17 protein-coding genes are annotated in these 26263 nt (G+C 37.0%); 8 read left to right on the top strand and 9 right to left on the bottom strand.

Annotated elements, in window-relative coordinates:
* Positions 1 to 229: 229 nt before the first annotated feature.
* From radC to AC51AA_RS11230, 3 genes are read left to right on the top strand one after another with little or no spacing between them, the layout of a single operon-like run.
* The gene (radC, locus tag AC51AA_RS11240) at positions 230 to 919 is read left to right on the top strand and encodes a RadC family protein (protein WP_500702333.1); all 690 of its coding nucleotides are present in this window, start codon (positions 230 to 232) and stop codon (positions 917 to 919) included.
* 3 nt (positions 920 to 922) lie between these two features.
* Complete coding sequence (locus AC51AA_RS11235; protein WP_500702332.1) at positions 923 to 1609, top strand: YjjG family noncanonical pyrimidine nucleotidase; 687 nt, start codon at positions 923 to 925, stop codon at positions 1607 to 1609.
* Complete coding sequence (locus tag AC51AA_RS11230; RefSeq protein WP_500702331.1) at positions 1609 to 2373, top strand: hypothetical protein; 765 nt, start codon at positions 1609 to 1611, stop codon at positions 2371 to 2373. Before AC51AA_RS11235 ends, AC51AA_RS11230 begins: the two co-directional genes overlap by 1 nt.
* 15 nt (positions 2374 to 2388) lie before the next feature.
* Here AC51AA_RS11230 and AC51AA_RS11225 read toward each other — a convergent pair whose 3' ends face one another.
* Positions 2389 to 3666 carry a replication-associated recombination protein A gene (locus tag AC51AA_RS11225; RefSeq protein WP_500702330.1) on the bottom strand — a complete coding sequence of 426 codons (1278 nt, stop codon included), beginning with the start codon at positions 3664 to 3666 and terminating at the stop codon, positions 2389 to 2391.
* A 242-nt stretch (positions 3667 to 3908) separates the two neighbouring features.
* Here AC51AA_RS11225 and AC51AA_RS11220 point away from each other — a divergent pair, with 242 nt between their 5' ends.
* Positions 3909 to 4697, top strand: a complete 789-nt coding sequence (locus tag AC51AA_RS11220) for a rhomboid family intramembrane serine protease (RefSeq protein ID WP_500702329.1) — start codon at positions 3909 to 3911, stop codon at positions 4695 to 4697.
* Positions 4698 to 4803: 106 nt separating this feature from the next.
* Here AC51AA_RS11220 and AC51AA_RS11215 read toward each other — a convergent pair whose 3' ends face one another.
* From AC51AA_RS11215 to AC51AA_RS11180, 8 genes are all read right to left on the bottom strand, one after another.
* Positions 4804 to 6240 carry a SusD/RagB family nutrient-binding outer membrane lipoprotein gene (locus tag AC51AA_RS11215; RefSeq protein WP_500702328.1) on the bottom strand — a complete coding sequence of 479 codons (1437 nt, stop codon included), beginning with the start codon at positions 6238 to 6240 and terminating at the stop codon, positions 4804 to 4806.
* A gap of 16 nt (positions 6241 to 6256) precedes the next feature.
* The gene (locus AC51AA_RS11210) at positions 6257 to 9442 is read right to left on the bottom strand and encodes a SusC/RagA family TonB-linked outer membrane protein (RefSeq protein ID WP_500702327.1); all 3186 of its coding nucleotides are present in this window, start codon (positions 9440 to 9442) and stop codon (positions 6257 to 6259) included.
* A gap of 579 nt (positions 9443 to 10021) precedes the next feature.
* Complete coding sequence (rlmB, locus tag AC51AA_RS11205) at positions 10022 to 10756, bottom strand: 23S rRNA (guanosine(2251)-2'-O)-methyltransferase RlmB (RefSeq protein WP_500702326.1); 735 nt, start codon at positions 10754 to 10756, stop codon at positions 10022 to 10024.
* An 89-nt stretch (positions 10757 to 10845) separates the two neighbouring features.
* Positions 10846 to 11736 carry a hypothetical protein gene (locus tag AC51AA_RS11200; RefSeq protein ID WP_500702325.1) on the bottom strand — a complete coding sequence of 297 codons (891 nt, stop codon included), beginning with the start codon at positions 11734 to 11736 and terminating at the stop codon, positions 10846 to 10848.
* Between the two features lie 18 nt (positions 11737 to 11754).
* The gene (locus AC51AA_RS11195) at positions 11755 to 13464 is read right to left on the bottom strand and encodes a SusD/RagB family nutrient-binding outer membrane lipoprotein (protein ID WP_500702324.1); all 1710 of its coding nucleotides are present in this window, start codon (positions 13462 to 13464) and stop codon (positions 11755 to 11757) included.
* A 10-nt stretch (positions 13465 to 13474) separates the two neighbouring features.
* Positions 13475 to 16639 (bottom strand): SusC/RagA family TonB-linked outer membrane protein, encoded by a 3165-nt coding sequence (locus AC51AA_RS11190; RefSeq protein WP_500702323.1) that lies wholly within the window; start codon positions 16637 to 16639, stop codon positions 13475 to 13477.
* 346 nt (positions 16640 to 16985) lie between these two features.
* The gene (locus tag AC51AA_RS11185; protein WP_500702322.1) at positions 16986 to 18446 is read right to left on the bottom strand and encodes a SusD/RagB family nutrient-binding outer membrane lipoprotein; all 1461 of its coding nucleotides are present in this window, start codon (positions 18444 to 18446) and stop codon (positions 16986 to 16988) included.
* An 11-nt stretch (positions 18447 to 18457) separates the two neighbouring features.
* On the bottom strand, positions 18458 to 21736 hold the full coding sequence (locus tag AC51AA_RS11180) for a SusC/RagA family TonB-linked outer membrane protein (RefSeq protein WP_500702321.1): 3279 nt from the start codon (positions 21734 to 21736) through the stop codon (positions 18458 to 18460).
* 977 nt (positions 21737 to 22713) lie between these two features.
* On the opposite strand from AC51AA_RS11180, the gene rpsL reads away from it, so the two are divergent.
* The 4 genes from rpsL to rpsJ are packed head-to-tail and all read left to right on the top strand — an operon-like array spanning position 22714 to position 26080.
* Positions 22714 to 23097, top strand: coding sequence for a 30S ribosomal protein S12 (gene rpsL, locus AC51AA_RS11175; RefSeq protein ID WP_007136570.1), 384 nt, complete (start codon positions 22714 to 22716; stop codon positions 23095 to 23097).
* A 22-nt stretch (positions 23098 to 23119) separates the two neighbouring features.
* Positions 23120 to 23596 carry a 30S ribosomal protein S7 gene (rpsG, locus tag AC51AA_RS11170; protein ID WP_166138146.1) on the top strand — a complete coding sequence of 159 codons (477 nt, stop codon included), beginning with the start codon at positions 23120 to 23122 and terminating at the stop codon, positions 23594 to 23596.
* 10 nt (positions 23597 to 23606) lie between these two features.
* Positions 23607 to 25763: an elongation factor G gene (fusA, locus tag AC51AA_RS11165; protein WP_500702315.1), complete on the top strand. Its 2157-nt coding sequence runs from the start codon at positions 23607 to 23609 to the stop codon at positions 25761 to 25763.
* Positions 25764 to 25774: 11 nt separating this feature from the next.
* The gene (rpsJ, locus tag AC51AA_RS11160; RefSeq protein WP_007803605.1) at positions 25775 to 26080 is read left to right on the top strand and encodes a 30S ribosomal protein S10; all 306 of its coding nucleotides are present in this window, start codon (positions 25775 to 25777) and stop codon (positions 26078 to 26080) included.
* Positions 26081 to 26263 lie beyond the last annotated feature (183 nt).

Here is a 26263-nt window from a genome sequence, read left to right as displayed (position 1 = left end):
TAGGCGGTTATGTATTGATGTTTAGTGTTTTAAGATGGCGTTCTTCGCTGAGTAACAGGAACTTTTTGGTAGGAAAATGATTTTCATGAATGATTTTTCTTAAATTTATAGCCCTCATTTTCAATGCTATGAATATAAACGGATCAAGAGAATCTAAATCTTTGTGATGGTGTGTAAGGTTTTCTAAGGGTATGTAGGGTAGCAAATTGTCGGTCTAATAGTATATAACATGGAACAAAATCATTTTCCAATCACACATTGGTCTAAGGACGATAGGCCTCGTGAAAAATTAATGTCAAAGGGCAAAAGCGCTCTGAGTGATGCTGAATTAATGGCGATTTTGATTAGGATAGGTAGTCGCGAGGAATCGGCAGTAGCATTGAGCAAACGAATTTTAGCCAGTGTGGATAATCTCAATGCCTTAGGGAAAATGTCGATGGACCAGTTGATGCACTTTAAAGGAATAGGGGAGGCCAAAGCGATCGCGATTATAGCTGCCCTAGAATTAGGGCGCCGCCGAAGAGCAGAAGATACAGTAGAGCTGGTGAAGATTACCTCGAGTAAATTGGTTTTCGAACTTATGCAGCCTTTAATTGGCGAGTTACCACATGAAGAGTTTTGGATACTCTTTCTTAACAATTCCAACAAAGTAATTGGTAAAGCACAGCTTAGTAAAGGAGGAATCACCGGTACGGTAGTGGATGTGCGTTTGATTTTTAAGATGACCCTTGAAAAAGGAGCTACTAGCTTGATATTGTGTCACAACCATCCCTCTGGAGGTTTGCAGCCCAGTGAGGCAGACAAAGAAATTACCAGAAAAATAAAAATAGCGGGAGAAAGTTTAGATGTTAAAGTTTTGGATCATTTGATTATTACTGAAACAAAATATTATAGTTTTGTAGATGAAGGAATTTTTTAATCTATGCATACACACATTACCGACATATTCTTTGACTTAGATCATACACTTTGGGATTTTGATAAAAATTCAGAAATGGCTTTTGATCGTATTTTCAAGACGAATTACCCACAGATACAAACTCAGGATTTTATTGAAAAATACATTCCAATCAATCAGGCCTGCTGGAAATTGTATCAAAATGACGAAATCACCCATCAAGAACTGCGTTACAATCGATTGAAGTTTTCTTTTGATGCTTTGAACGTGGAGATTTCAGATGAAGACATTAGTCAAATTGCCCATGATTATATCGATTTGTTACCGGATAACAATCATCTCTTTGATGGTGCAATTGAGGTTTTGGATTATTTGAAGCCTAAATATAAATTGCATATCATCACCAATGGATTTGCTACTGTTCAAGATAAAAAAATCACCAATGCGGCATTGTCTGGATATTTTAACACGATCACTAATTCTGAATTAGCAGGAGTGAAGAAGCCAAATAGTATTATCTTTGATTATGCGCTCGATCTAGCACAGGCTTCGAAAGAAAATAGTATGATGATCGGGGATTGTCTAGAAGCCGATATTGGCGGCGCTTTAAACGCAGGTTTAGATGCCATCTTTTTTAATGAGAAGAAAATCCAGGCGCCTGAGAATATCAAACAAATTAACCATTTATTAGAACTTAAAAAATATTTATAATGATGAGAATAAAACTTCTGTTGCTTGCCCTTTTTACCTCTTTCATGGGGATTTCACAATCGATTAACGATTACAAAGCGGTAATCATTCCGCTAAAGTACGAGTTTCTTAAAACAGATAATCAATACAGAATGGCTACGATGACCAAAGCCAATTTAACCAAAGCTGGTTTTCAAGCTTTTTACGCCAATGAGCAGCTTCCAGCTGGATATAGTGAGCGTTGTGATCTTTTGTATATTGATGTAAAAAAAGAAGGTGGTTTTTTAATTACGAAACTTTTTGTAGAGTTTAAAGATTGTTACGGTACCGTAATTTATACTTCAGGGATCGGTAAAAGCAAAGAGAAAGAATATGAGACAGCCTATAGAGAGTGTCTTGATTTAGCCTTTGTATCTATAAATGGATTGCAGTACAAATACAATGGAAAAGCGGCTGTATCTACAGCGGCATCAATTCCGGCTACACCACTTCGTCCTGCTACAGCGGTAGCAAATCCAGTAGCTTCTACTCCAGCAGTGTCTACTCCGGTAGCCGATGTTACGGATCCAAATTTATTATACGCTCAACCAACTGAAAATGGATATCAGTTAATTGATAAGACTCCTAAAGTGGTTATGAAATTGTTAAAGACCTCTCGTCCGGATTCGTTTATTGCGATAAAAGATGGTATTCAAGGATCTTTAAATGCCAAAGACAATCAATGGTTTTTCGAATACTATAAAAATGACCAATTGGTGTCTGAAAAAGTAGTCGTAAAATTCTAAAATAGCAATAGGGGCTTAATACCCGTATTTATCTTTCCAACGGTTCTTTAAAAATTCACGGTTACTGTTCTCTCTAGAATTGTTTCCTGGATTATAAAGAACCGTTTTTTTTATGGCCTCAGGTAAAAATTCCTGATCGGCAAAATTATTAGCATAGTCATGTGAATACTTATATTCATCGCCATAACCCAATTCTTTCATTAGTTTGGTTGGGGCATTTCGCAAATGAATGGGTACGGGTAAATCACCAGTTTGTTTGACGAGTTGTTGTGCATTTCCAATAGCCATATACGAGGCATTACTTTTGGGAGAGGTCGCTAAATAAATGGCGCATTGACTCAGTATAATGCGGCTTTCAGGATAACCAATGGTAGCTACCGCCTGAAAGGTATTATTGGCCATGATAAAAGCAGTAGGATTGGCATTACCGATATCTTCACTAGATAAAATCAGCATTCGTCGGGCAATGAATTTGACATCTTCGCCACCTTCAATCATACGGGCTAACCAATAAACAGCACCATTAGGATCACTACCACGAATGGATTTAATAAAAGCTGAGACAATGTCGTAATGCTGTTCACCACTTTTGTCATATAAAACAGTGTTTTGTTGAACCAGTTCAAAAACGCGATCGTTGGTAATGATGATTTCATCACCAGCAGCAGCATTGACCACCAGTTCAAAGATGTTTAATAATTTTCTACCATCTCCTCCTGAGAGTCTCAGTAAAGCCTCGGTTTCTTTAAGGATGATGTTTTTTGTCGCCAAAACTACATCTGTTTTCATGGCGCGATGCAGAAGGGACTCTAAATCGGCTTTAGTAAATGCATTTAAAATATATACTTGGCAGCGCGATAATAGTGCGGGTATCACTTCAAAACTAGGATTTTCCGTTGTAGCACCAATAAGGGTGATCCACCCTTTTTCAACAGCAGCTAAAAGCGAGTCTTGTTGTGATTTACTAAAGCGGTGTATCTCATCAATAAAGAGTATTGGATTCTTAGCAGTAAACAAACCACCACTTTGTTTGGCTTTTTCAATGACATCACGGATGTCTTTTACCCCTGAATTTATAGCAGAGAGGATGTAAAACGGACGTTTTGACTCCTGTGCAATAATCTGTGCCAAAGTAGTTTTTCCGGTACCTGGAGGGCCCCATAAGATCAAGGACGGGATAATGCCTCGGGCGATTTGTTGCGTCAAAGAACCGTTGGGTCCAACCAAGTGTAATTGGCTGATATAGTCTTCTAGATTTTGTGGGCGAATACGCTCGGCTAAAGGTGCTTCCATTTTGTAAAATTACTATTTTCAATTCTAATTTAATAGTTTTATAAAGGGTTTAACTTTGATGATTCCTTCTGATCGTGCTTGGTGGTTGATCGTGTATAGGCATGAGATAATGGTCTAAAAACGATCTCTGTGGTATAGTGGTAAAAAACGAAACTAAGAATGTTTTGGTTTAGCTGACAAAATATCAGTAAATTACAATTGGATAGTTTTTTGATGAGTCTCTAAGAAATGACTATATACCTATGAACGACAATCATTTTAAATTCTCGAATGCAGTTATTGGACTTCCTTTGTTCTTTGTCCTTTTTTTGTGGATCGTGTATTGGGTGCAAATTCGCTTTGACTTTGACTTTTATCAATACGGAATTTATCCCAGAGATTTAGCGGGATTAAAAGGAGTATTGTTTAGTCCTTTTATTCATGAGAACTTGGATCATTTATACAACAACTCCATTCCACTGTTGGTTTTGCTAGCGGCCATACAATTTTTTTATCCCAAACAAAGTCTGGCAGTAATGGGGTATGGGATCTTGTTTTCGGGTATGATCACTTGGATTATTGGTCGTGAAAATTACCATATAGGGGCTAGTGGATTGATCTACGTATTGGTCAGTTTTATTTTCTTTAAGGGAATTCAAACAGGGTATTATCGACTAGTGGCATTGTCACTGTCGGTTATTTTGCTCTATGGAGGAATGATTTGGTATGTGTTTCCAGATGTGGATGCTACCATTTCTTGGGAGGGGCATTTATCGGGTTTTCTCACGGGTTTTGTGCTTTCTTTAGCTTATAAAACACCAGAGTATAAGAGGCTCATTAAATACGATTGGGAGCGTGCAGATTATGATCCGCTACAGGATAAATTCATGCAACGATTTGATGCAGACGGTAATTTTGTCAATTTGCCTCAGCCGGAAGAAGAGGTCATTGAAGAGGAATCTTTTTTTACTTCAGATACCAATGTGGTCTATGATTATGTGAAAAGTAAAAACGATGAAAATAAAAAAGATGAATCAAAACTAGAGTTATAATTCATCTTTACATGGTTCTAAATAGTAGTAAGGGTCTAAATGTAAAAAGGGCACTCATTTTTAAAATGAGTGCCCTTTCTTATTTATTTTGGTTTAAGAAGTACTATTATCTAGTTCCTCCAGCCCACCAAACATTTTCAGAGTATACGTAAGTACCATCTCCAAATGCTGCTTTAATGTTGTTGTTAGCAGCAACATCAGATTGACCATATCCGAATCTTAATGGGAATAGGTTTGTTCTTGGATTTACCATAGGAATGAAATCTCCATTACCCATTGCTTTTAAACGTCTAATATCATTGTAAGATTCAATACCTTCATTCTCATAGAAAGAGATATGTTTCTCTACCATGATTTTTTTCAATAAAGCGTTACCTGTTAAGGTTCCAATTGAAGCAATATAAGTATCGGCTTGTGCAGCTGTGAATTTTACTACTTGGTCCTTAGTGAAAGCTGCAGTAATTGCATCGTTCATTGTAGCTTGCGCTTCAGGTAAACCTAATCTCGCTTGTGCCTCAGCTTTCAAGAACAATAGTTCGTGGTAGCTCAACAAGTAGATTGGGTTGCTCTCATCGATAATAGCTGAGATAGAATACTCATCTTGTAATTCTAAAGGATTTAATTGTGAGTTATCAAAAGGATTAACTGCACCATCTACTTTTGTAAAGAAAGCCTCAGTACGTGCATCTGCAGGTCCATTAGCTACCATAGTGTCGTAGAAGCTTTTCGCTACAGAGATAGCGCCTCTGTCTAATTCAAAACGAGCGTATGGGTTCGGTACACCAGGGTTTACGTATTTTAATTCTTCCTTTGCATTAGTAAAAGAAGCATTTACGTAGTTAATTACTGCTTGATAATCTGCTTTTTTAAGAGACAATCTCATCGTGTATCTTGCCAATAATCCGTTAGCAGCTTTTACCCATTTAGCAGAGTCTCCTCCGTAAATTAAATCTTGCTTTGCTAAACTTGGAAAAGTTGTTGTTTTGTTTAGATTAGCAATACCGTCATTTAACATTTGAAAAACAACGCCATAGATAGCTTCTTGTTTGTCTAATTTTGGTTGGAAAATCACACCTGGCTGTAAAGCTTCAGAAAGTGGAATGTCACCAAAAAGATCTGTTAAGATCGCTAAGTTGTAAGCGTATAAAATTTGTGCTATACCTAAATTTTTGTAATTTCCTTTTTCTTCACCAGTAGTACATTTTTCGATGATAATCTTCAATGTTCTTAGTTGAGCATAGCTTTCTCCCCAAGTATTGTTATACGTTGCAGCTAGTTGAGGCTCACCTCTTCTAATTTGTGCACTGTACATTTGGTTGTGATTACCTGCGTTTAATTCAGAGTATACACCAGCATAGAAAGAATAGTCAGAACCAGTTATAGTAAATGCTGAAGCAGTCATTACATCTGTAATGGCGAATTTAGTAGGTACATTCTGTGGATTATCTTTATTGTCATTAATCTTATCCATCGTGTCCTCAGAACAAGATTGGAAAAGAAAGATAGCCATAAATGCTGCTATCGATATTTTTATATTCTTCATTTGATTTGTTTTTTAATTAAAAGGTAAAGTTTAGAGCAAAACCAATGCTTTTTGCTTGTGGCATTGACCATTGTTCGAATCCACCTGACATATTGTTGTTTCCTTGTGATGCTTCTGGATCAAGGTTAGGCATTTTAGACCATAATAAAATGTTTCTTGCGAAAACAGATGCTCTAAGATCTAGTGTGTTGTTCATTAATTTAGGGAAAGCGTAACCTAAAGTAACTTCTCTCAATTTTACAAAACTTGCATCGTAAATACTAGCCTCTGCAATACTGTTTAAAGTTGATTGTAAGTATTGGTGACCAGTTGGATCTGCAGCACCTCCTAAAACGATATTATTTGCACTTCCGTCTTCTTTAACACCTGGATAAACATACTCAGACGCTCTATCAGCTGTTCTGGCATCTACACCATAATAGCTCATTAAGTTATTAGATCCGCTGTACATTTTTCCACCATTTTTCCAATCAACAGTAGCTCCGATAGAAACTCTTTTGTATGTAAAATTAGTAGAACCTCCTAAGTTAAATTTAGGAGCAACTTCACCAATTGCTTTTTCTTCTCCGATTAATGGTACACCATCTGCATCTACCACAACGTTGTTTTTGTCATCTCTAACAAAACTAGTACCGTAAAGAACCGGGAAACGATCTCCTACACTTGCTCTAACTTGTGGTGTAACAAATCCTCCAAGGAAGATATTGTCTACTCCTGGTGCTAATGCATCTACGAATGAATCAATTTTAGAGAAATTCACATTAAATGTCCAGTTGAAATCTTTAGTACGGATTGGGTTTACGAAGAAAACAACTTCATGAACGTCTGTACTGATTTTTCCACCATTAGTTACATAAGAACTTGCTCCTGTAGAACCTGCTAAAGGAACTGAGAAAATTTGATCTTTTACACTTTGTTTAGAGTAGGTATAATCAATACCAATTCTGTTATTGAAGAATTTAAGGTCAGCACCAAACTCGTAAGATCTTGTGTTTTGTGGTCTTAAGTTTGGATCGTATAATACATTGTTTGGGATAAAAGCACCAACTCCTCCTAAAGGATATTGAAGTGGGTCTCCAGACCAGAATCCACCACCGTAAGCTGGTGTAGTATAGAAATCTCTTAGGTAACGTCCTCCTTGTCCAACTTCAGCAATAGATGCTCTAAGTTTAGCAAAAGAAAGTGTAGAATTTCCTTTTAATCCTTCGATTTCTGATACAACAAAACCTAAAGAGGCAGATGGGTAAACGAAATCTCTATTTCCTCTTGGCATTCCAGAAACGATATCTTTACGGATAGTTGCTCCTAAGAATAGCATGTTTTTGTATGATAATTCAGCATTTCCGAAGAATCCCATAGTACGGCTTTGAATACGACTTTCTGTTGCAGTTACCGTTCTAGCATTTGCAATAGTTGCCCATCCACCAAAGTTTAAACCACTTCCAACTTCATCATAGCTTTTGCTATTTTGATGATTGTACTCATTTCCAACTAAAACATTTAAGTTGAAATTCTCACCAATATTCATGTTGTAATTAGCAGTGAATAAAGAGTTGATTACATCAGAAGTAATACCGTAAAGATTCACACGGCTACTATTTCCTGTTAAATCATGTTTGCTTCCGAATTCAAAAATATCTCTGTAATTAGTTGAGTATGAATCAACTCCAGCTTGGTATTTGAACGTTAATTTTTTGCTTCCGTCTTCACTGATGATAGGAGCATATTGGATGTAACCATTTCCGTAAACACGGTTGGTTTTTTCGCTGAATTCATTGTATTTAGCAGCCCAGTAAGGATTGTTAAAAACATTTCCTCTGAAGAATACTTGGTCATAAGGATCAATTGAAGAAGAAACTCCATTTCCTTTTAAGTCGTAACTTCTTGGAGCAGCAAATACACCTGTTAAGGCACCGTCATTTGCAGCAGTACTTTTGTCAATTTTGGTTTGTACATAGTTTACAGAGAAACCAGTTTTCCATTCATTGTTTAATTTAGTATCTACAAGCGCTTTTACAGTATATCTCTTCATTCCAGTTCCAGGAATCATACCCTCTTGGTTTGCAGATCCCATTCCAAAGGAATAGTTTGTTTTTTCTGTAGCTTGACCAATATTGAATGAGTTATTGATTGTATATCCAATCTTGAAAAAGTCATTAATATTGTTGTAAGATTTTGGAGAAACCCATGGGTCTAAACCAGCTTTAGCTCTTTGTGGTACATAGTATTTACCAGGTTGTAGAATCCCACCGTTTGCAGCATTAGGAACGTTTCCTCCGTATTTAGGATCATTTGGTAATTCAGAGATCTTTGGTCCCCAGCTAAGTGAAGATGTTGGATTGAATACTCCAGCTGTACCTTGTGCGTACTCGTTTTGAGTTTCTGGCTTTTTAGAAATTGTTTCAAAACTTGTAGAAGTATTGAAACTGATCACTGGCTTACCGCTTTGAGCAAGATTTTTTCCGCTTTTAGTGGTGATTACAATAACACCATTAGAAGCTCTAATACCGTATAATGCAGATGCAGCTTGACCTTTTAAAACAGAGATAGACTCGATATCGTTAGGATCAATATCCACAGCTCTATTAGCGATGTCTGATCCAGTAACTCCTTGACCTGTACTGAAATCTGGTGTAGATGCAATAGGCATTCCATCAATAACGTATAATGGTGTGTTGTTTCCTGTAAAAGAACGAGCACCACGAATTACGATTTGAGAAGAAGCTCCAGGAGCACCACTAGAAGGTGTGATTTGTACACCTGCTAATTTTCCTTGTAAAGCACCTGAAAGGCTATTGTTACTTGCTTTGTTTAAGTCTGCAGCTTTTACTTCTTGTACTGCGTATCCAACTGCACGTGAGCTTTTCTTAACTCCTAATGCTGTAATTACAACACTTTCCAGTTCTACTGAATCGTCTTTTAATTTAGCATTAACTGTTGTAGAGCTAGCTGAAATTTCTTGAGCTTTCATTCCGATATAGCTGAAAACCAGGATTTGACTTGGTGTTGCTTTGATAGAATATTTTCCATCAAAATCTGTTTGCGTTGCAGTTTTTGTTCCTTTTACTAATACACTAACACCTGGTAAAGGCATTCCTGTATTGTCAGAAACAGATCCTGAAACCGCTCTTTCTTGCGCAAAAGTAAGCTGCGCAATTAGTACTAAAAGTAGTACTAAAACTCCATTGAACTTTAGTTTCATTTTTAAATATTTTGAATTAGTAAGGCAAAACTCTTAATAATTCGTTAACTTTCCTAATGACTTCGGGCAGTTTTTTGATGATACTTTAAACTTTAACATATTTTGCGAAAGAATCTTAGTGGGATAATTTTCTAAAAGTTGGCGTATTTTTGGCGTTATTTTAGTATGCTTGCCTACTTTTTTTTAGACTTTAAGTTTTTGAATCTAAGAGAATTAATAGTCGAAATGAATATGTATTTTTAGCGAAATAGAAGGAGGGTGAATAGAGTGTAATTTATGTTAAATTTAAGAAATATAACATTTGACGCAATAAATGTTAATTATTGAAAAATTATCGATTATGCAGTGATTTTAACAAAAGTAGATGTTAAAGTAGGAGATAGGTTTGTGAGAAGTGATTTGGACGATAGGCAACAATATCGATTTCGTAATATAATTGGGTTTGAGTTCAATTTTGACTGGATGTTGCAATTTTATGTAGCGTAATAGTGTGAATTTTTGTAATCCAAAAAAAAATGAATCAAAACCGAAGTCTTGATTCATTTCTATATTTTTAAATCAGATGATTTAGATGGATTATTAGCTTCGTTGTCTTACCGCTTCGTATAAAAAAGCACCGCAAGCAACCGAAACATTAAGTGAACCGATTGTTCCAAACATTGGAAGTTTTGCTTTTTCGTCTACAATTTTTAAAACCGATGGATTTACTCCTCTATCTTCTGAACCCATGATAATAGCAACAGGTTCGTTTAAAGAAATGTCATAAATGTTTTGATCTGTTTTCTCAGTAGCAGCAACAGTTTTGATTCCGCTAGCTTGCAAAAGAAAAATAGCATCTTTGATGTGCTCTACTTTACAGATTGGAATGTTGAATACTGCTCCAGCTGATGTTTTTACAGTATCACCATTTACTGGTGCTGAACCTGCTTTTTGAACGATGATTCCATTGACACCAGTACACTCTGCAGTTCGTATGATAGCACCAAAATTACGAGCATCTGATATTTGATCTAATATTAAGAATAATGGTTTTTTTCCATTTTCAATAACAGAATCGATTAGAGTTTCTAAATCAAAAAAAGAAATAGGGGATATAGTAGCTACAGCTCCTTGGTGGTTGTTGGGTGTTAATCTGTTTAGTTTTTCAACGGGAACATATGAAAAGTTGATGTTACCACGTTTCATAACTTTCATTAAGTCTTTCATTAGCTCGCTACTAGCTTCCTTTTGAATATAGACTTTGTCAACAGTTGCACCTGCTTGGATGGCTTCAATAATTGCCCTGATCCCGAATATTTGATGTTCTTTTTCCATGGCACAAATATAGTTATAATGTGTTTAAAAAAAAAACCATCCCAATTAAGTGGGATGGTTTAGTGTATATTGATTCTAACGGTTTTTACTTAAGGTACAACTTTAACAAGAGTTAAAGCTCTAGCCGATGCACCAAAACCAGGGAAATTTAAACTTAGGTCAACGTTTCCAGTACATGAACCAACTGTTCCGGTTCCTGTTACTGCTGTTACGTCTCCACCACCATAATTAAAGTTTTCATTAGATTTAACGGTTACAGAGTTGTTTGCAGGATTTACTGTTACAAGTAAATAAGCCGTAGCCGCATTTACAAGATATGGATTTTTATTTGCTAATACTCTAAAAGTAAATGTTCCATCCGCTGCGTGATACTCTACTGGAATTATAGTTCCTACTGCGTAATCTTGCCATGCGTCAGCAGTAACTCTGTAGTTACCATTGAATAAAGACGCATCTGATAATGGGCAAAGTGCAGTGTAGGTTTGAGAAGGTGTCCACAAAAGTGAATTGGCAATATCTGGACCGAAATTTGCAGTTCCATTATCCGCATACATTTTTGTGATCGTACCGTCTTTTTGAGTAATTTCAGTAGTAATAAGAAGTTTGTCGTTAAGACCAAAACTTGCAAAGTCTGGAAATACTTTGATTAGATCTGCTTTCTTATAGTTTAATTTTGTTGGGAATGTAGTGATACCAGTATTTAATACGGCTCTTTTAAGTACGCCATTTTTGGTAAAAAAAGCAATAACGTCCATAGAAGCTATTGGACCAGTACCTTTATCCAAGTTTAATCCTAAATTAATATCTAGGCCATTTCCAAGCGCAACGATATTTATCCCTAGGTCCTTCCCAGGTTCTTTATCCAAGTTAGGAGTAACGCTTTCAGTAAAAACGCGAACTGAATCACCTCCGTCGTTCTCACATGACACTGCTATAAATACAAATAGCAGTGACATGAATAATATTTTTATGTTTTTCATTTTATCAGTTTTTAATGATTAATTATCCCAAAAGATTTTATAAGTCGCTGGGTTTTTCTGTGCTGGTGCATTTGAATTAGAGTTTAATTCTACCTGTGGCCAGAACATCGATACTTGGAACGGATTACTTAATACCGTTTGAGAATCATTTAAAGGAAAGGCATCACCATTGTCTAGTTGATATTCTTTAGTGGTGCTATTTGGATTGGCTAAGACTGGGTACCCTGTTCTTCTGTAATCAGTATACTGATCAGCTGGATCTCCAAAAGTAGCTACCCATTTTTGGGTCATAATGATTTCCATTTTTTTGTCAGGAGAAGCAGTGGCGAATTCTGCCATTACATTTGTAGTGAATGTAGTTACAGCCGCTAGTCCTACTAATTTAGGTATTCCTACTTGAAGTGATTTATTGTCTGCAACCACTTTGTCTACTTTCGCAAAACTCGCAGCCATGGCAGCTTGTAGCGTAGTAGCAGCGCTTCCTGTTAATTTTCCTACTTGAATTAACTCTGCTTGAATGTATAAAAATTCATCGTAAGTAAGTATTCTTTTTGGCGCAATACCTGTACCAGAGGCAGCAGTCAAAGTAGCCATACTTCCTCCTTTTCCATCATCATAACGTCCTCCCGCTGGGAAAATTCCAGGATAAGTTGAAGAGGCTTCTGCACTTCTATCTCGGTCTGGCCCAATAGTTCCAAATCTAATACTGAAAAATCCAGTAGTTTTATCCCAATAATCCGCTTTTGGATTTCCGGTTACTTTGTCACCCTCTTTTGGGAATTCACCAGCTTTTAATTGATTGAAGAAATAGAAACGCATTCTTGGATCAGGATTTCCATTGTGAATATTAGGGTTGACTCCTTTTAAGATTTCATACAACCAAGGACTTTGATAAGTCGAGAATTGTGTTCCCTCGTAAGATTCGATGAAAAACTTGTTTCTTTCATTTGTAGGGGAGATAACGTTGAATCTTTCGAGTTGAAAATCATCACCAATTCCTTGGAAAAAATTATTCTCTGCAACTAAAGCGTTAAAACCTGCTTGGTCAAAATCAGAAACCAATCTTGTTTGGTTGTACAATTTTAATTTGAAGGTATTAGCAAAACGTACCCATTTCGCAAGATCACCTTTGTAAATTAGATCGTCTAATCCTGGTTTCTTTGTTCCGGCATTGCTTTTTAAATTTACTTTTGCTTCATCAATCAATTTGAAAATACTAGCGTAAATTTCTTTTTGATTGTCAAATTTTGGAGAGATTATTCCTCCTGTTAGTTGAGTCGCTTCTGTGAAAGGAACATCACCCCACATATCAACAGCATAGGCCATTACGTAGGCTTTTTGCATTTGGCCGATTCCAACATAAGTTAAGTCGCCGCTTTCTTTTCCTTGTCTGATTAAGGTTTCGATGTCTGTTAAGGCTAAATAAATACCTTGCCAGTCATTGTTTAACGCGATATTGTCCACTTTTACGCCATATTGATCTTGTTCTTCACGTGCAGTAGATTGGTGCATGTAAGTCGCATATATGGTACCTGTACCGTTGTCATAATCACCGATAGATGCGATGCTCGTTTCGATATTGGTTAATAAGTAGTTCAATGGGGCAACAGTAGGGTCGTCAGTATCTTTGTCAACATCCAAATAATTGCTACAACTGCTAAAAATGGTTGTGAGAGATAATAAAACGAATGCCGTTTTATTATTTTTTATATGGTTATATAATTTCATGTCTTTTGTATTAAAATGTTAAATTGATCTTGAATCCCCATCTTTTTGCTGTAGGTGCAGCAGATGTTTCGATACCTTGCAGGGTTGATTTTCCGTAGCTGGTTGTTTCTGGGTCAAAATTCGTGTATTTAGGAACGTTTGGAGCAAAATACCATAAGTTACTTCCTAGTACACTAAAACTCACTTTTCCAAATGGCGTTTTGTCTAAGAATTTAGAAGGAACGTCATAGGTTAAATTTACTTCTCTTAATCTGAAGGTAGTACCGTCATAAACTTCAGCTTCATCAACTGCGTTGATACCAAAAGTACTTCCTGCTCCTGATGGAGAAAAATACATTTCGAATAAAGATAACTGAGTGATGTTTGGTATTTGGTTTCCACTAGCATCTAAAAGAGGTGTACCAGTAGCATTGTCTCCGTAAAATCCAGGAATGATATAAGTATGTTCTCTGTCTTCCGTGTCTCTTGTTACCCCTCTACCCAATAATGTTGAGATCGTAGAAGAAGAAACGTCTCCACCTTGTTTCCAATCAAATTGAGTTCTTAAGCTCCATGCTTTGTAAACGAAAGTATTGGCGAAACTCATTTTGAACTTAGCGTTTGGATCTCCAATAACACCTGGTGTTGGATCAATAATTACTGCACCGTTTGGTTTGTTAATTAAGAAGTTTCCGTTAGCATCACGTGCAAATCTTGTTCCGTAGAATACTCCAAATGGTTGTCCTGGAATAGCAAAAGCTACTGAGTTTGGATCTAATTGAAGTCTGTCTTGACCGGCATTTAAAGATAATACCTCATTATCATTTTTGGTGAACTGAGTTGTTAAAGTCCATTTGAAATTGTTTGATTTTACTGGAACTAATGTAAGTCCAAGTTCGATACCTTTATTTCTGATAGATCCTGCGTTGGTGTTAAATTCTGTAAAACCAGAAGTAGAAGGAACATTAACTGGCGTGATCAAATCTTTAGTTGTTTTTTGGTATAAACTTAAGTCAACAACAATACGCTTGTTGAAGAATTCTAAATCAGTACCTACCTCAAATTCTTCAGAGAATTCAGGTTTTACGTTTTGATCACCTAAATCGGTATTGTTTCCTAATTGTGGAAGACCATTGTAAGCTTGGCCTTGTGCGAAAGATATTTTTAAAAATTCTGCTGGTACATCTCTACCTACTTTAGCAAAACTCGCTCTTAATTTAGCAAATGTTAATACGTCGCTTTTGATTCCAAAAGCTTCAGTAATAATTGCCGAGGCACTCACAGATGGATAGAAATAAGAGTTGTTGTTTTTTGGTAAAGAAGAACTCCAGTCATTTCTAGCTGTTGCGTTCAAAAATAAATAATCTCTATAAGATAAAGTCACATCGGCAAAAACTCCAACGTTTCTTTTCATTTCTCTATAGTCATTTAGATTTAGAATGCTTTTAACATTGTGGAAAGTAAAGATATCTGGATTGATAAATTCTTTTCCTTCGTTACGAAGTCTTGTATACTCATTTTGTAAAACGTTGTTACCTACAATTGCCGTTACATTAAAATCTTTGCTTAGATCATAATTGAAAGTCAATAGAAACGTAGATTCGATGTCTTGGTTGGTAACGTTGTCTCCTAATAAATTACCTAGTCCATTATCTGATCTTGAACCAAGGTCACGGATTTGTAATCTGTTTAAAGAGTATTTGTTTAAACCTGCTCTGTAAGAAGCCGAAATGTGATCGTCGAAAGCGTAGTTTAAGTTAATACCTGTAACAATTCTTTCTGTATTAGTGATGATTTGATCATGTTCCCAAGACCAAAGAGGGTGGTCAAATTGAGGTCCGTTTGGTGTAACCGAAGCACCTGTAACTGGGTGCACGTATGGTAAGTTTAAATCCCAATCTCTCGCTAAGAATAATGTTCTAGCAAATGAAGATGACGCTCCAGAGAATTGATTTTCTCCAAAGAATCCACCAATTTGTTTTGTTTTGGAGTAAGATAAGTTAGCTCCTACAGTGAATTTTTTGCTCAATTTGAAATTTCCTCCAGCAGACATAGATGTTCTGTCGTAGCTGTTGTAAGGAATATAACCGTCTTGACGTAAATCTGAAACAGTAGCATTAAATGTACCGTCTGGACCTGCGTAATTGAAACCTATAGTTTTATCCAATACAGTACCAGTTCTGAAAAGGTCCTTTACGTTGTTTGGCTTTGCTGTATAAGGAACAGTTGGTCCAAATTTATCAGGGAAAGCCGCTAATAAATAGATAGAAGTAGGTACCTCTTTTAAAGAGGCAAAACTTGGTCCCCAAGAACCGTTTGCGTTAGCGTACTGGAAGTTTGATCCTGCTCCATAACTGTTTTGGTAATCAGGTAAATTAGCAATAGTTTCGAAATAAGTTCCTGCACCTACATTGATGCTTAGTTTTTCAGATTGAGAAGATTTTGAATTACCAGACTTAGTGGTAACTACAATAACCCCATTCATCGCTCTAGATCCGTAAAGTGCAGCAGCAGCGGTACTTTTAAGTACGTTGATGCTGGCAATATCATTTGGATCTAATGAAGAAAGTGCGGATTCATAACCACCACCACCTGTAATTTGGCTTGTACTGGTTACCGATACGTTGCTATAAGCAATACCATCAACAACAATTAAAGGATCTGTGTTTCCAGTTAAGGAGTTCACCCCTCTAATGGTAATTTGGTTGGCAGCTCCAGCTACACCTGTTGAAGTGTTGATGTTTACCCCAGCCACTTTTCCTGCAAGTGCTCTTGATAAATCTGGCTCCGAGTTTTGAGTGATTTCTTCCGCTTTTACAGAACTTACAGAATATCCTAATTTTTTAGGATTTCTTTTAATTCCAAAGGCAGTAGTTACTACAACGGCTTCTAGTTCTTGTGCGCCTGAATCTAATAGTTTTACATTGATTTTAGAAGCACCAGCTTGTACTTCTTGTGTTTTCATCCCAATGTAGCTAAATACTAATACTTGAGATGGTGTTGCTTTGATGGTGAATTTTCCATCAAAATCTGTTTGTGTCCCAGATTTGGTTCCTTTGACTAATATGCTGACACCTGGTAAAGGCATTCCTGCATTGTCGGAAACTGTTCCGGAAACAGCTCTTTCCTGCGCAAAGGTTAATTGCGCTACTAGTACTAACAGTAGTACTAACAATCCATTGAACTTTAGTTTCATTTTTAAATATTTTGAATTAGTGAGACAAAAATCTTAATAATTTGTTAATATACCTAATAACTAAAGCTTTTTTTTGTGTTAAATTATAGTTTTCGGACGTGATGTCCTATGTTTATTGTTAAACTAGTGTGTTTTATTTCTTAAATTGTGTTTATTTTGTAAAGTATCAATAATTTGGAAATAAGTTGTCTTTTTGTTTAATTGTTAATAATAATGTAATTTGAATTGTTGTTTGTCGAAGTTGATTATTGAATAGTTAATATTTTGCCAATTTTTTTAAATTTTTCTAACTATTTGAAAAGCCACCTTTTAGGGGTGGCTTTTTGTTAATTTGTATTGATATTCTTTAGAATTTATCCCAGAATAGCTTTGTTTCTACTGCGTCACCGCCAATAGCGGCACTTGCTGCTGTATAACTTGCTTTGTTTAGAGACTGTTCGATAATCGGATACGTGTAACGTACTGGTATACCGGATACAGCATCAGCAGGTGCTACAAGTACTGGAAAATCTAATCTTCGGTAAGAGGAATAGCCTTCAAATGAATTGTTATAAAGGGCGATCCAGCTTTGAGTACCGATTTTTTGCTTCCAAGATCCAGTAGCGGTAGCATAAGCTACTGCAGGTTGAGCTAGATAAGTGATGGCTTCGGCAGTAGTTCCGCCCCAGTCCAAGATAGAGGCTGTGATGGCATTGTTATAATGGGTAGCTGCATTTGCAGGAGTACCAAATAAAGAACGTTCAGCGGCTTCTGCTAACAAAAATTCTGTTTGTGCATAATCTAGGATGGTTCCTGGAAAGTCTGGGGCTTGGATGGTTGGTGTAATGTGAGTGGTGTTGTCAAAGGAATTGGCAGTACCGTTTTCTCCACCGATGTATTCCACCTGCGGAGTTAAAGGGTTGTCCATGTTGTTGTCAAAATATTTTGCACGTCTCGGGTCTTGTAAGGTGTTCATGGCGTCAACCAAAGTATTGGCTGGAACAAAATCAGAACGGCCACTGGCAACTAAGTCTACATAAAGCGGATTGGTATTGGGTGTGGCTGTTAGGTACATTAGAGATGCATTGTCCGCGTTGGAGGTAAACACAAAGGGTGCGGCGCTTGAAACTGTGGCTTGGGCTAAGGCGCTTTCTGATGAAATGTCAGAAATAGTGATTCCCATTCTTAGTTTTAGCGTATTAGCGAATTTAATCCATTTGGCTACATCTCCCTTGTAAATTCTATCATTGTCACCAAAACTTTTACCTGCTGGGTTTAATTGGCCAATGGCTAGGTTTAATCTTTTAAGTAAATCTTTGTATATCGTTAGTCCATCATCGTATTTAGGTGTTTTGTGACTTAAGTCTAATGCTTCTGTATACGGAACATTCCCAAAAGTTTCTACAAGTATGGCATAAGTGTATACATTTAGTATCTCTATAATCGCCAATTTGTTTGGTTTGTCCAACGGGTTTTCTGTTACAGGAACTGTTGCGCTAGCGATGTTAATGGCGCTTTGGTCTAGATCTTTTAATACATCTTTGTAAAGATATTGCCAGTGTTGCTCCGGAATGGTTCGGGTAACTAAGTCATAGTTACTTTCGTCCGTGTAGACTGTTTCTGTCCAATATTGATTAATCAAACGGAAGATGTTGTCATTTACGTTAGTGCTCATCATTTGATCCACTAGACTTTTTTGAGCGCTCGTGAATAGAGCCTCTCCAGGTACATTAGAGGGGTCTTTTATATTAACGTTCAAGTTTTCTATATCTTCGGAGCAAGACCCTAGTAGTGCTACAGTGAAGAGTAGTATGAATATTTTTTTCATGATTTCGTGTTTTAGAATTGGATTTTAATATTGCAGCTAATGTCTCTAGTAGATGGCAAAGATCCTGTTGAGTAGCCTTGTAAGTTACCAGCTCCTAATCCTGATTCTGGATCTGCATCTGGTAAGTTTTTGTGTATAATCCAAAGGTTGGTTCCAATAATGCTGAAAGTCATGCCATTTATGAAAGTGTCTTTTAGTATTTTTTCAGGTAAAGAATAAGAAATAGCTGTTTGTCTTAGTTTGATGTAACTGGCGTCGTAAACGAAAGCTTCATCCGGTAAGCCTCTTCTGTATCCTTGGGCTCCAAATCTACTGGCGTTGATGCGAGTAACATTTGGTGATCCATCAGGGTTTACTCCTGGATTGATAAATCCACCACTGTCGCTTCCTGAAGTGATCGGGTTTCTAACAGGATTCCCTAGGTCATTGGTAAAGGCTGTGTCATCTGGTAAACCAGTCGCTAAGCCGTAGTAACGGTCTAGTGAGAATATTTGACCCCCTTTTTGCATGTCGATCAAGAATTCCAAAGAGAAATTTTTGTAAGTGAATCGGTTGTTTAGACCACCTGTCCATTCTGGATTGGCATTTCCGATGGCATTGTCCGATGTATCAGTTTTGATATATTGGCCATTGGCAGGATCTACTACTCTTTGTCCGTCTAAATAAGTGTATTGTGTTCCGTAAATCACACCGTATGGTTGTCCTACGGCTGCGTTTATGGTAACTCCTCCTTGGAATGAACCCAATTGTAAGTTGTCAATTCCGTCCAATAGGTTGAGTACTTTGTTTCTGTTTCTGGCCCAGTTTAAATTAACATCCCAAGAAAAGTTGGTTGTTTTTATAGGGGAACCATTTAAGGAAACCTCGATACCTTTGTTTTCAATTTCTCCAGCATTGATTAGTTCGTATAAATATCCTGTTGAAGAAGTAAGTCTCAATGGGATGATTTGGTCAATGGAGTTGGATTTGTAATAAGAGAAATCAAGACCTAATCTCTTTTTGAAGAAGGAAAGCTCGATACCGGCTTCGTAACTTTTAGTACGTTCTGGTTTTAAGTTAGGATTGTTTTTAGTGTCTTTTACCGAAGCAGAGGCTGCTCCAAATGCAGTGTTAACGGCATAGCTGTCTAAGATTCTATCAAATCCTGGTGAGTTTCCAACTTCAGCATAATTCAAACGAAGTTTTCCAAAAGACAACCAGTCTGCTTGTACAAATTTTGAAAATACAAAACTTGAAGATACCGATGGGTAGTAATACGTACTGTTGGCTGATGGGAGTGTAGAGGAGTGATCTCTTCTGATGGTTCCCTCAAGGAATAGGAAATCATCGTATCCGAAAGAAGCGCTTCCGTAAATACCGTCTACTCCAATGGTTTCGTCTCTTTCGATAGGTGCTAATAAGGGGCTAGCGGTATTTTGTAAAGCATATAATTTGGCGATACTTAATCCTCCATTGGTTGCGGCCCATATTGAAGTAAAGTTGCTTCTTCTAATGTTTGTTCCCACTACTCCTTTAAGGTTTAGTTTCTCTGTGATATCAACGTTGTAATTTAACATGAAGTCGTAATTGAATTCGCTAAAACCGATATTTTTTCTAGAATATCCAGATGGAGCTGGATTTCGGTTTGTACTTCCGTCTCCTCCTCCAGTTCCAATACCAAAGTTTCCAGGTACACTACCTACAGCTCTTCTTTCTTCTTGTAATTCATCATAGGTATCTACCGATACTCTTCCGAAAGCATCTAACCAACTTGCGATTTTGTAGTTCAAAGAGGCGTTACCGATGAATCTGTTTCGGGTGTCTGATTCATAGTTTTCATAACGTTGAAAGTAAGGGTTGTCCCAAAAGATAGGCGTTGGATTGGTGGTGGAATTAGGATTCCAGGATACGTTTCTTCCGGTTAGGTCGTACGCTTGTTTTAATCCTTTTAAATCAACGTTGGTTTGCCACCATTGTCTAAAGTTACCTGCGATGTTATCATTGTATCCGGTATTGTTTCTACCAATGGTATTTGTTTTGGTAAAGTTTCCATATCCAGTTACAGTTAGTCGATCATTGATCAATGTGGAGGCAGCTAGGGTAAGGGTGTTTCTTTTTAAGGTACTGTTAGGAAGAAGACCTTTCTGATCAAGATTGTTGAAGCCTAATCTTAAATAACCATTTTCTAAACCTTTGTCGATAGAAATCGAATTGGTTAGCGCTATTGGTTTTTGGAAAAAAGTTAGAGGACCGTTTTTTCCAGCAACCCAAGGTGTGGCTTTCATATAGTTTGGAGATTCTGGATAGAAGGCATCCCATTGGTAAACTAATAAGTTCGGGTCGAATGCTTGTCCGTAAGAGGCGTCTTCTGTTAATGGGGTTACATTGTCTAGTATTCCGTCTCCATCAATGTCTTTATGATCTAGATAAGAATCTTCGCCTGGACCATAGTAAGGTCCATAACCTGCTCCGTATTGTTTTTGGTATTTGATAAAAGTGGTTTTATCAACAGAACCAACACTTACACCAGTATTGATGGTAACGGAGTATCCTTTTCCTTTTTTGTTTCCTTTTTTTGTGGTGATAACCACAACTCCATTGGCGGCTCTCGATCCATAAAGGGCACTTGCTGCAGATCCTTTAAGTACGTTGATCGATTCGATGTCTTCAGGGTTGATATCGGATGCTGCGCTTCCATAATCGTAACCTGCTCCAGATTGTTCTTGGTCTCTAGAGTTGGAGTTGTTATTGCTGACAGGTACCCCGTCTATTACAAATAAAGCTTGATTGTTTCCTGTTAAGGAGGCGTTTCCACGAATTACAATGTTGGTAGAACCTCCAAAATTGGTTGTTCTCTTTACTTGTACTCCAGAAACTTTACCCGAGATAGCGTTGACAAAGTTGTCGCTTTTCACTGCTGATAGGCTTTCTCCTTTAACTTCTTGGGTGGCATAACCAAGTGATTTTTTTTCTCTTGATAATCCTAAGGCGGTAACAACAACGCCTTCTAGTTGCATGGCGTCTCCAAGTAACTTCACATTTAATGGAGAGGAGCTTGCGGTCATTTCTTTAGTTCTCATTCCGATGTAACTAAAAACTAAAACTTGAGTAGGTGTGGCTTTGATGGTGTATTTACCATCAAAATCGGTTTGTGTTCCAGCTTTTGTTCCTTTGACTAGTACACTGACGCCTGGTAGAGGCATACCTGCGTCATCGGTAACAGTACCTGAAACAGCTCTTTCTTGCGCAAAGGTTAGTTGCGTGATTAATGCTAATAGAAGCACTAAGAATCTGTTGAACTTTGGTTTCATATTGTCAAATATTTTGAATTAGTAATACAATATTCATAATTATTTGTTAACAATCCTAATATTCTGTTAATAATTTTTGATTTGAATTGAAAATTTAACATTATAACATATTTAATTAATACTGTTATGAAAATTTATTTAGGCTTTATTGGTGCTTCCGTAAGACGTGGTGGATTTGGTTGTTATTTTTAGATATTGTGAGTCTATTCTTACTTATTTAATTGTTAAGTAGTGCGGTTTTGTAGGGGTGATGCTGTTGAGAAATCGGGATGAAGTAGGTATTTTGGATTGTGGATTTGTAGTAGGTTTGGTTTGAAGAGTGATTGATGTTGGAGTGGGGGTGCGTATATAGTGGTGATTGTAGGGTTGGGGATAAAAAGGTTGAGCTAGGGCTTGGGTGATTTGTTTGGGGTGTTTTTTGTTTGGGGGTTAAAAGTATTATTAGGGGAGGAAGCTGTTCTTTGTGATGATCAAAAAAAAAGGATCAGACAGTGGAAGGTGTTTTGAAGTAGTATTGGAAGGTGTTTGTTGTTGGGTTTTTGCTGCGGGCTATGAAATGGTGTTTTTTTGAATTGGAGGTGTGTTTAATGCAATGGGATTTGTACCTATATATAGGTCTTTGGTTTTTTGAGAGGACAATGGTTTAGGGTGGGGCTTTTAAGAGAGGTGAAAAAAATAAATGCTTTTAGTTTGTTCAAGTTGGCAAGGTTTATTTTTGAGTAAAAGTTTTAAGTGAAGTTGTTTGAGTTTTGTGGGTAAAAGTAGGTGAGGTGGCTTTTTTTAGGGTAAGCGGTTGATCTGTTGTGGGTTCTGCAAATGGTAGGTGAGGGCGTGTGGTTTGTGACTTTAGTGTTAAGGTTAAATAAGGATGTTGAAAATTAATGGATTATGGTTTGGATAGTGAAAAATATTTTATACATTTGCAACCCCGTAAAAAGCGGGAATTTAATATACATAATAAATTTTTAGTATTAATTATGCCAACAATTCAACAATTAGTAAGAACAGGAAGAACTCAGATAACTAAGAAGAGTAAATCGGTTGCTTTAGATTCTTGTCCTCAAAGAAGAGGGGTTTGTACGCGTGTTTACACTACTACACCAAAAAAACCAAACTCTGCAATGCGTAAAGTTGCGCGTGTACGTTTGACAAATGGTAATGAGGTAAATGCTTACATCCCTGGAGAAGGACACAATTTACAAGAGCACTCGATAGTATTAGTTAGAGGCGGAAGGGTAAAAGATTTACCAGGTGTTAGATATCATATCGTTCGTGGAGCGCTTGACACGTCAGGAGTTGCAGGAAGAACGCAAAGAAGATCTAAGTACGGTGCTAAACGCCCAAAAGAAGCAAAAAAGTAATTTAAACTTTTAAGAAAAAGACATGAGAAAAAGAGCGGCAAAGAAAAGACCACTTTTACCAGATCCGAGGTTTAACGACCAACTGGTAACACGTTTTGTGAACAACTTAATGTGGGACGGTAAAAAATCTACAGCTTTCAAAGTATTTTATGATGCAATTGACATCATTGAGTCTAAAAAGCAAGATGCAGAAAAATCATCATTAGAGATCTGGAAAGATGCTTTAACAAACGTTATGCCTCACGTAGAAGTACGTAGTCGTAGAGTTGGTGGAGCTACATTCCAAATTCCAATGCAAATTAGACCAGACCGTAAGATTTCTATGGCAATGAAGTGGTTAATACTTTATTCTAGAAGAAGAAATGAAAAGTCTATGGCTCAAAGGTTAGCTTCAGAATGTTTAGCTGCGGCTAAAGAAGAAGGAGCTGCTGTTAAAAAGAGAATGGATACTCATAAAATGGCTGAAGCAAACAAAGCATTCTCTCACTTTAGATTTTAATTCATAAGAAATGGCTAGAGATTTAAAATATACAAGAAATATTGGAATTGCTGCTCACATTGATGCTGGTAAAACAACAACAACTGAGCGTATCCTTTTTTATACTGGTAAAACACACAAAATTGGAGAAGTACACAATGGTGCTTCTACAATGGACTGGATGGAGCAGGAAGCAGAAAGAGGTATTACAATTACTTCAGCAGCGACTACTTGTGAGTGGAATTTTCCAACTCAACAAGGAAAAGTTTTACCTGAAACAATTCCTTACCACTTTAATATTATTGATACTCCTGGACACGTTGACTTTACCGTAGAGGTAAACCGTTCATTACGTGTACTTGATGGTTTAGTTTTCTTGTTTAGTGCTGTTGATGGTGTTGAGCCTCAGTCAGAAACTAACTGGAGACTTGCTGATCAATACAGAGTTCCACGTATGGGATTCGTTAATAAAATGGACAGACAAGGATCTAACTTTTTGAACGTATGTCAACAAGTTAGAGATATGTTAAAATCTAATGCAGTTGCGATCACTTTGCCAATTGGTGAAGAGAATGATTTCAAGGGTGTGGTTGATTTAGTTAGAAATCAAGCTATTATATGGCATGATGAAACTTTAGGAGCTACTTTTGATATTGTGCCTATCCCTGAGGATATGCTTGCAGAGGTAAAAGAATACAGATCTATCCTTATTGAAGCAGTTGCTGATTACGATGAGAATCTTTTAGAGAAATTCATGGAAGATGAGAACTCTATTACAGAGGACGAAATCAACAATGCTTTAAGAGCGGCTACCATCGACATGGCAATCATTCCTATGCTTGCTGGTTCTTCTTTCAAAAACAAAGGAGTTCAATTTATGTTAGATGCTGTTTGTAAGTATTTACCATCTCCAATGGACAAAGAAGGTATCGAAGGGATTCATCCTGACGATGTTGAATTGTTAGAAGAAGATCAAACAAAAATTCTTCGTCGTCCAGACGTAAAAGAGCCATTCGCTGCTTTAGCATTTAAAATTGCTACTGACCCATTCGTAGGTCGTTTAGCTTTCTTCCGTGCTTATTCAGGTCGTTTGGATGCAGGTTCATATATTTTGAACACGCGTTCTGGAAACAAAGAAAGAATTTCTCGTATCTACCAAATGCACGCTAATAAACAAAATCCTATTGATTATATCGAAGCTGGGGATATTGGAGCGGCAGTTGGATTTAAAGATATCAAGACTGGAGATACAATGTGTGATGAAAAACACCCAATTATTCTTGAGTCAATGAAATTCCCTGCACCGGTAATTGGTATTGCAATTGAGCCTAAAACTAAGGCTGACGTAGATAAAATGGGTATGGCTTTAGCTAAATTAGCAGAAGAGGATCCAACGTTTACTGTTAGAACAGATGAGGCTTCAGGGCAAACTATTATCTCTGGTATGGGTGAGCTTCACTTAGATATCTTAGTAGATCGTATGAAACGTGAATTTAAAGTTGAAGTGAACCAAGGGGAGCCTCAAGTTGAATATAAAGAAGCGTTTACAAGAACTGCTACACACAGAGAGACTTACAAGAAACAATCAGGAGGTCGTGGTAAATTCGGTGATATCGTATTTACACTTGAGCCAGCTGACGAAGTTGACGGTAAAGTTCCTGTAGGATTACAGTTTGTTAATGCAGTTAAAGGTGGTAACGTTCCTAAGGAATATATTCCATCTGTAGAAAAAGGTTTCCGTGAAGCTATGAAAACTGGTCCTTTAGCAGGATACCAAGTGGATAGTTTGAAAGTAACTTTAACTGACGGATCTTTCCACCCTGTCGATTCAGATGCACTTTCTTTTGAGTTAGCTGCTAGAATGGGGTATAGAGAAGTAGCTAAAGCTGCTGGAGCAGTAATTCTTGAGCCTATCATGAAAATGGAAGTTATTACTCCTGAAGAAAACATGGGAGATATCGTAGGTGATATCAACCGTCGTAGAGGTCAGGTTAATGACATGGGTGACAGAAATGGAGCTAAAACGATCAAGGCTGATGTGCCTTTGTCAGAGATGTTTGGATATGTAACAACATTAAGAACATTATCTTCTGGTAGAGCTACTTCAACAATGGAGTTTTCTCACTATGCAGAAACACCTTCTAATATTTCAGAAGCTGTAATTAAAAAAGCAAAAGGTAACGCTTAATTCTTAAGAAAATGAGTCAAAAAATCAGAATAAAACTAAAATCTTACGATCACATGTTGGTGGATAAATCTGCTGAAAAGATCGTAAAAACAGTAAAAACTACTGGAGCAGTTGTAACAGGTCCAATTCCGTTACCAACTCACAAAAAACTTTTCACTGTACTACGTTCTCCGCACGTTAACAAAAAAGCGAGAGAGCAATTTGAAGTAATGTCATACAAGAGATTGATTGATATTTATTCATCTTCATCTAAAACTATTGATGCTTTAATGAAACTTGAATTGCCAAGTGGTGTTGAAGTAGAGATAAAAGTATAATTTTTTTATACTATATTATAAAAAAAAGCGAGACAGTAATGTCTCGCTTTTTTGCGTTGATATCGACCTGTGTTTTTGTTGTTTTTGTTTTTTGGAAATGTGGTGTTGTTTATAGTGAAATGTCTTTCATTTAGGCTGTTGCCGCTCTTTTAGCAGGGATAAATTATGAAAAAGTAAAGAAAA

It is taken from the genome of Flavobacterium sp. OHVDL-2026-0007 (genome assembly GCF_059882335.1).
The sequence above is the reverse complement of the archived record's forward strand: the minus strand, read 5'-3'. Positions and strand labels throughout refer to the sequence as shown.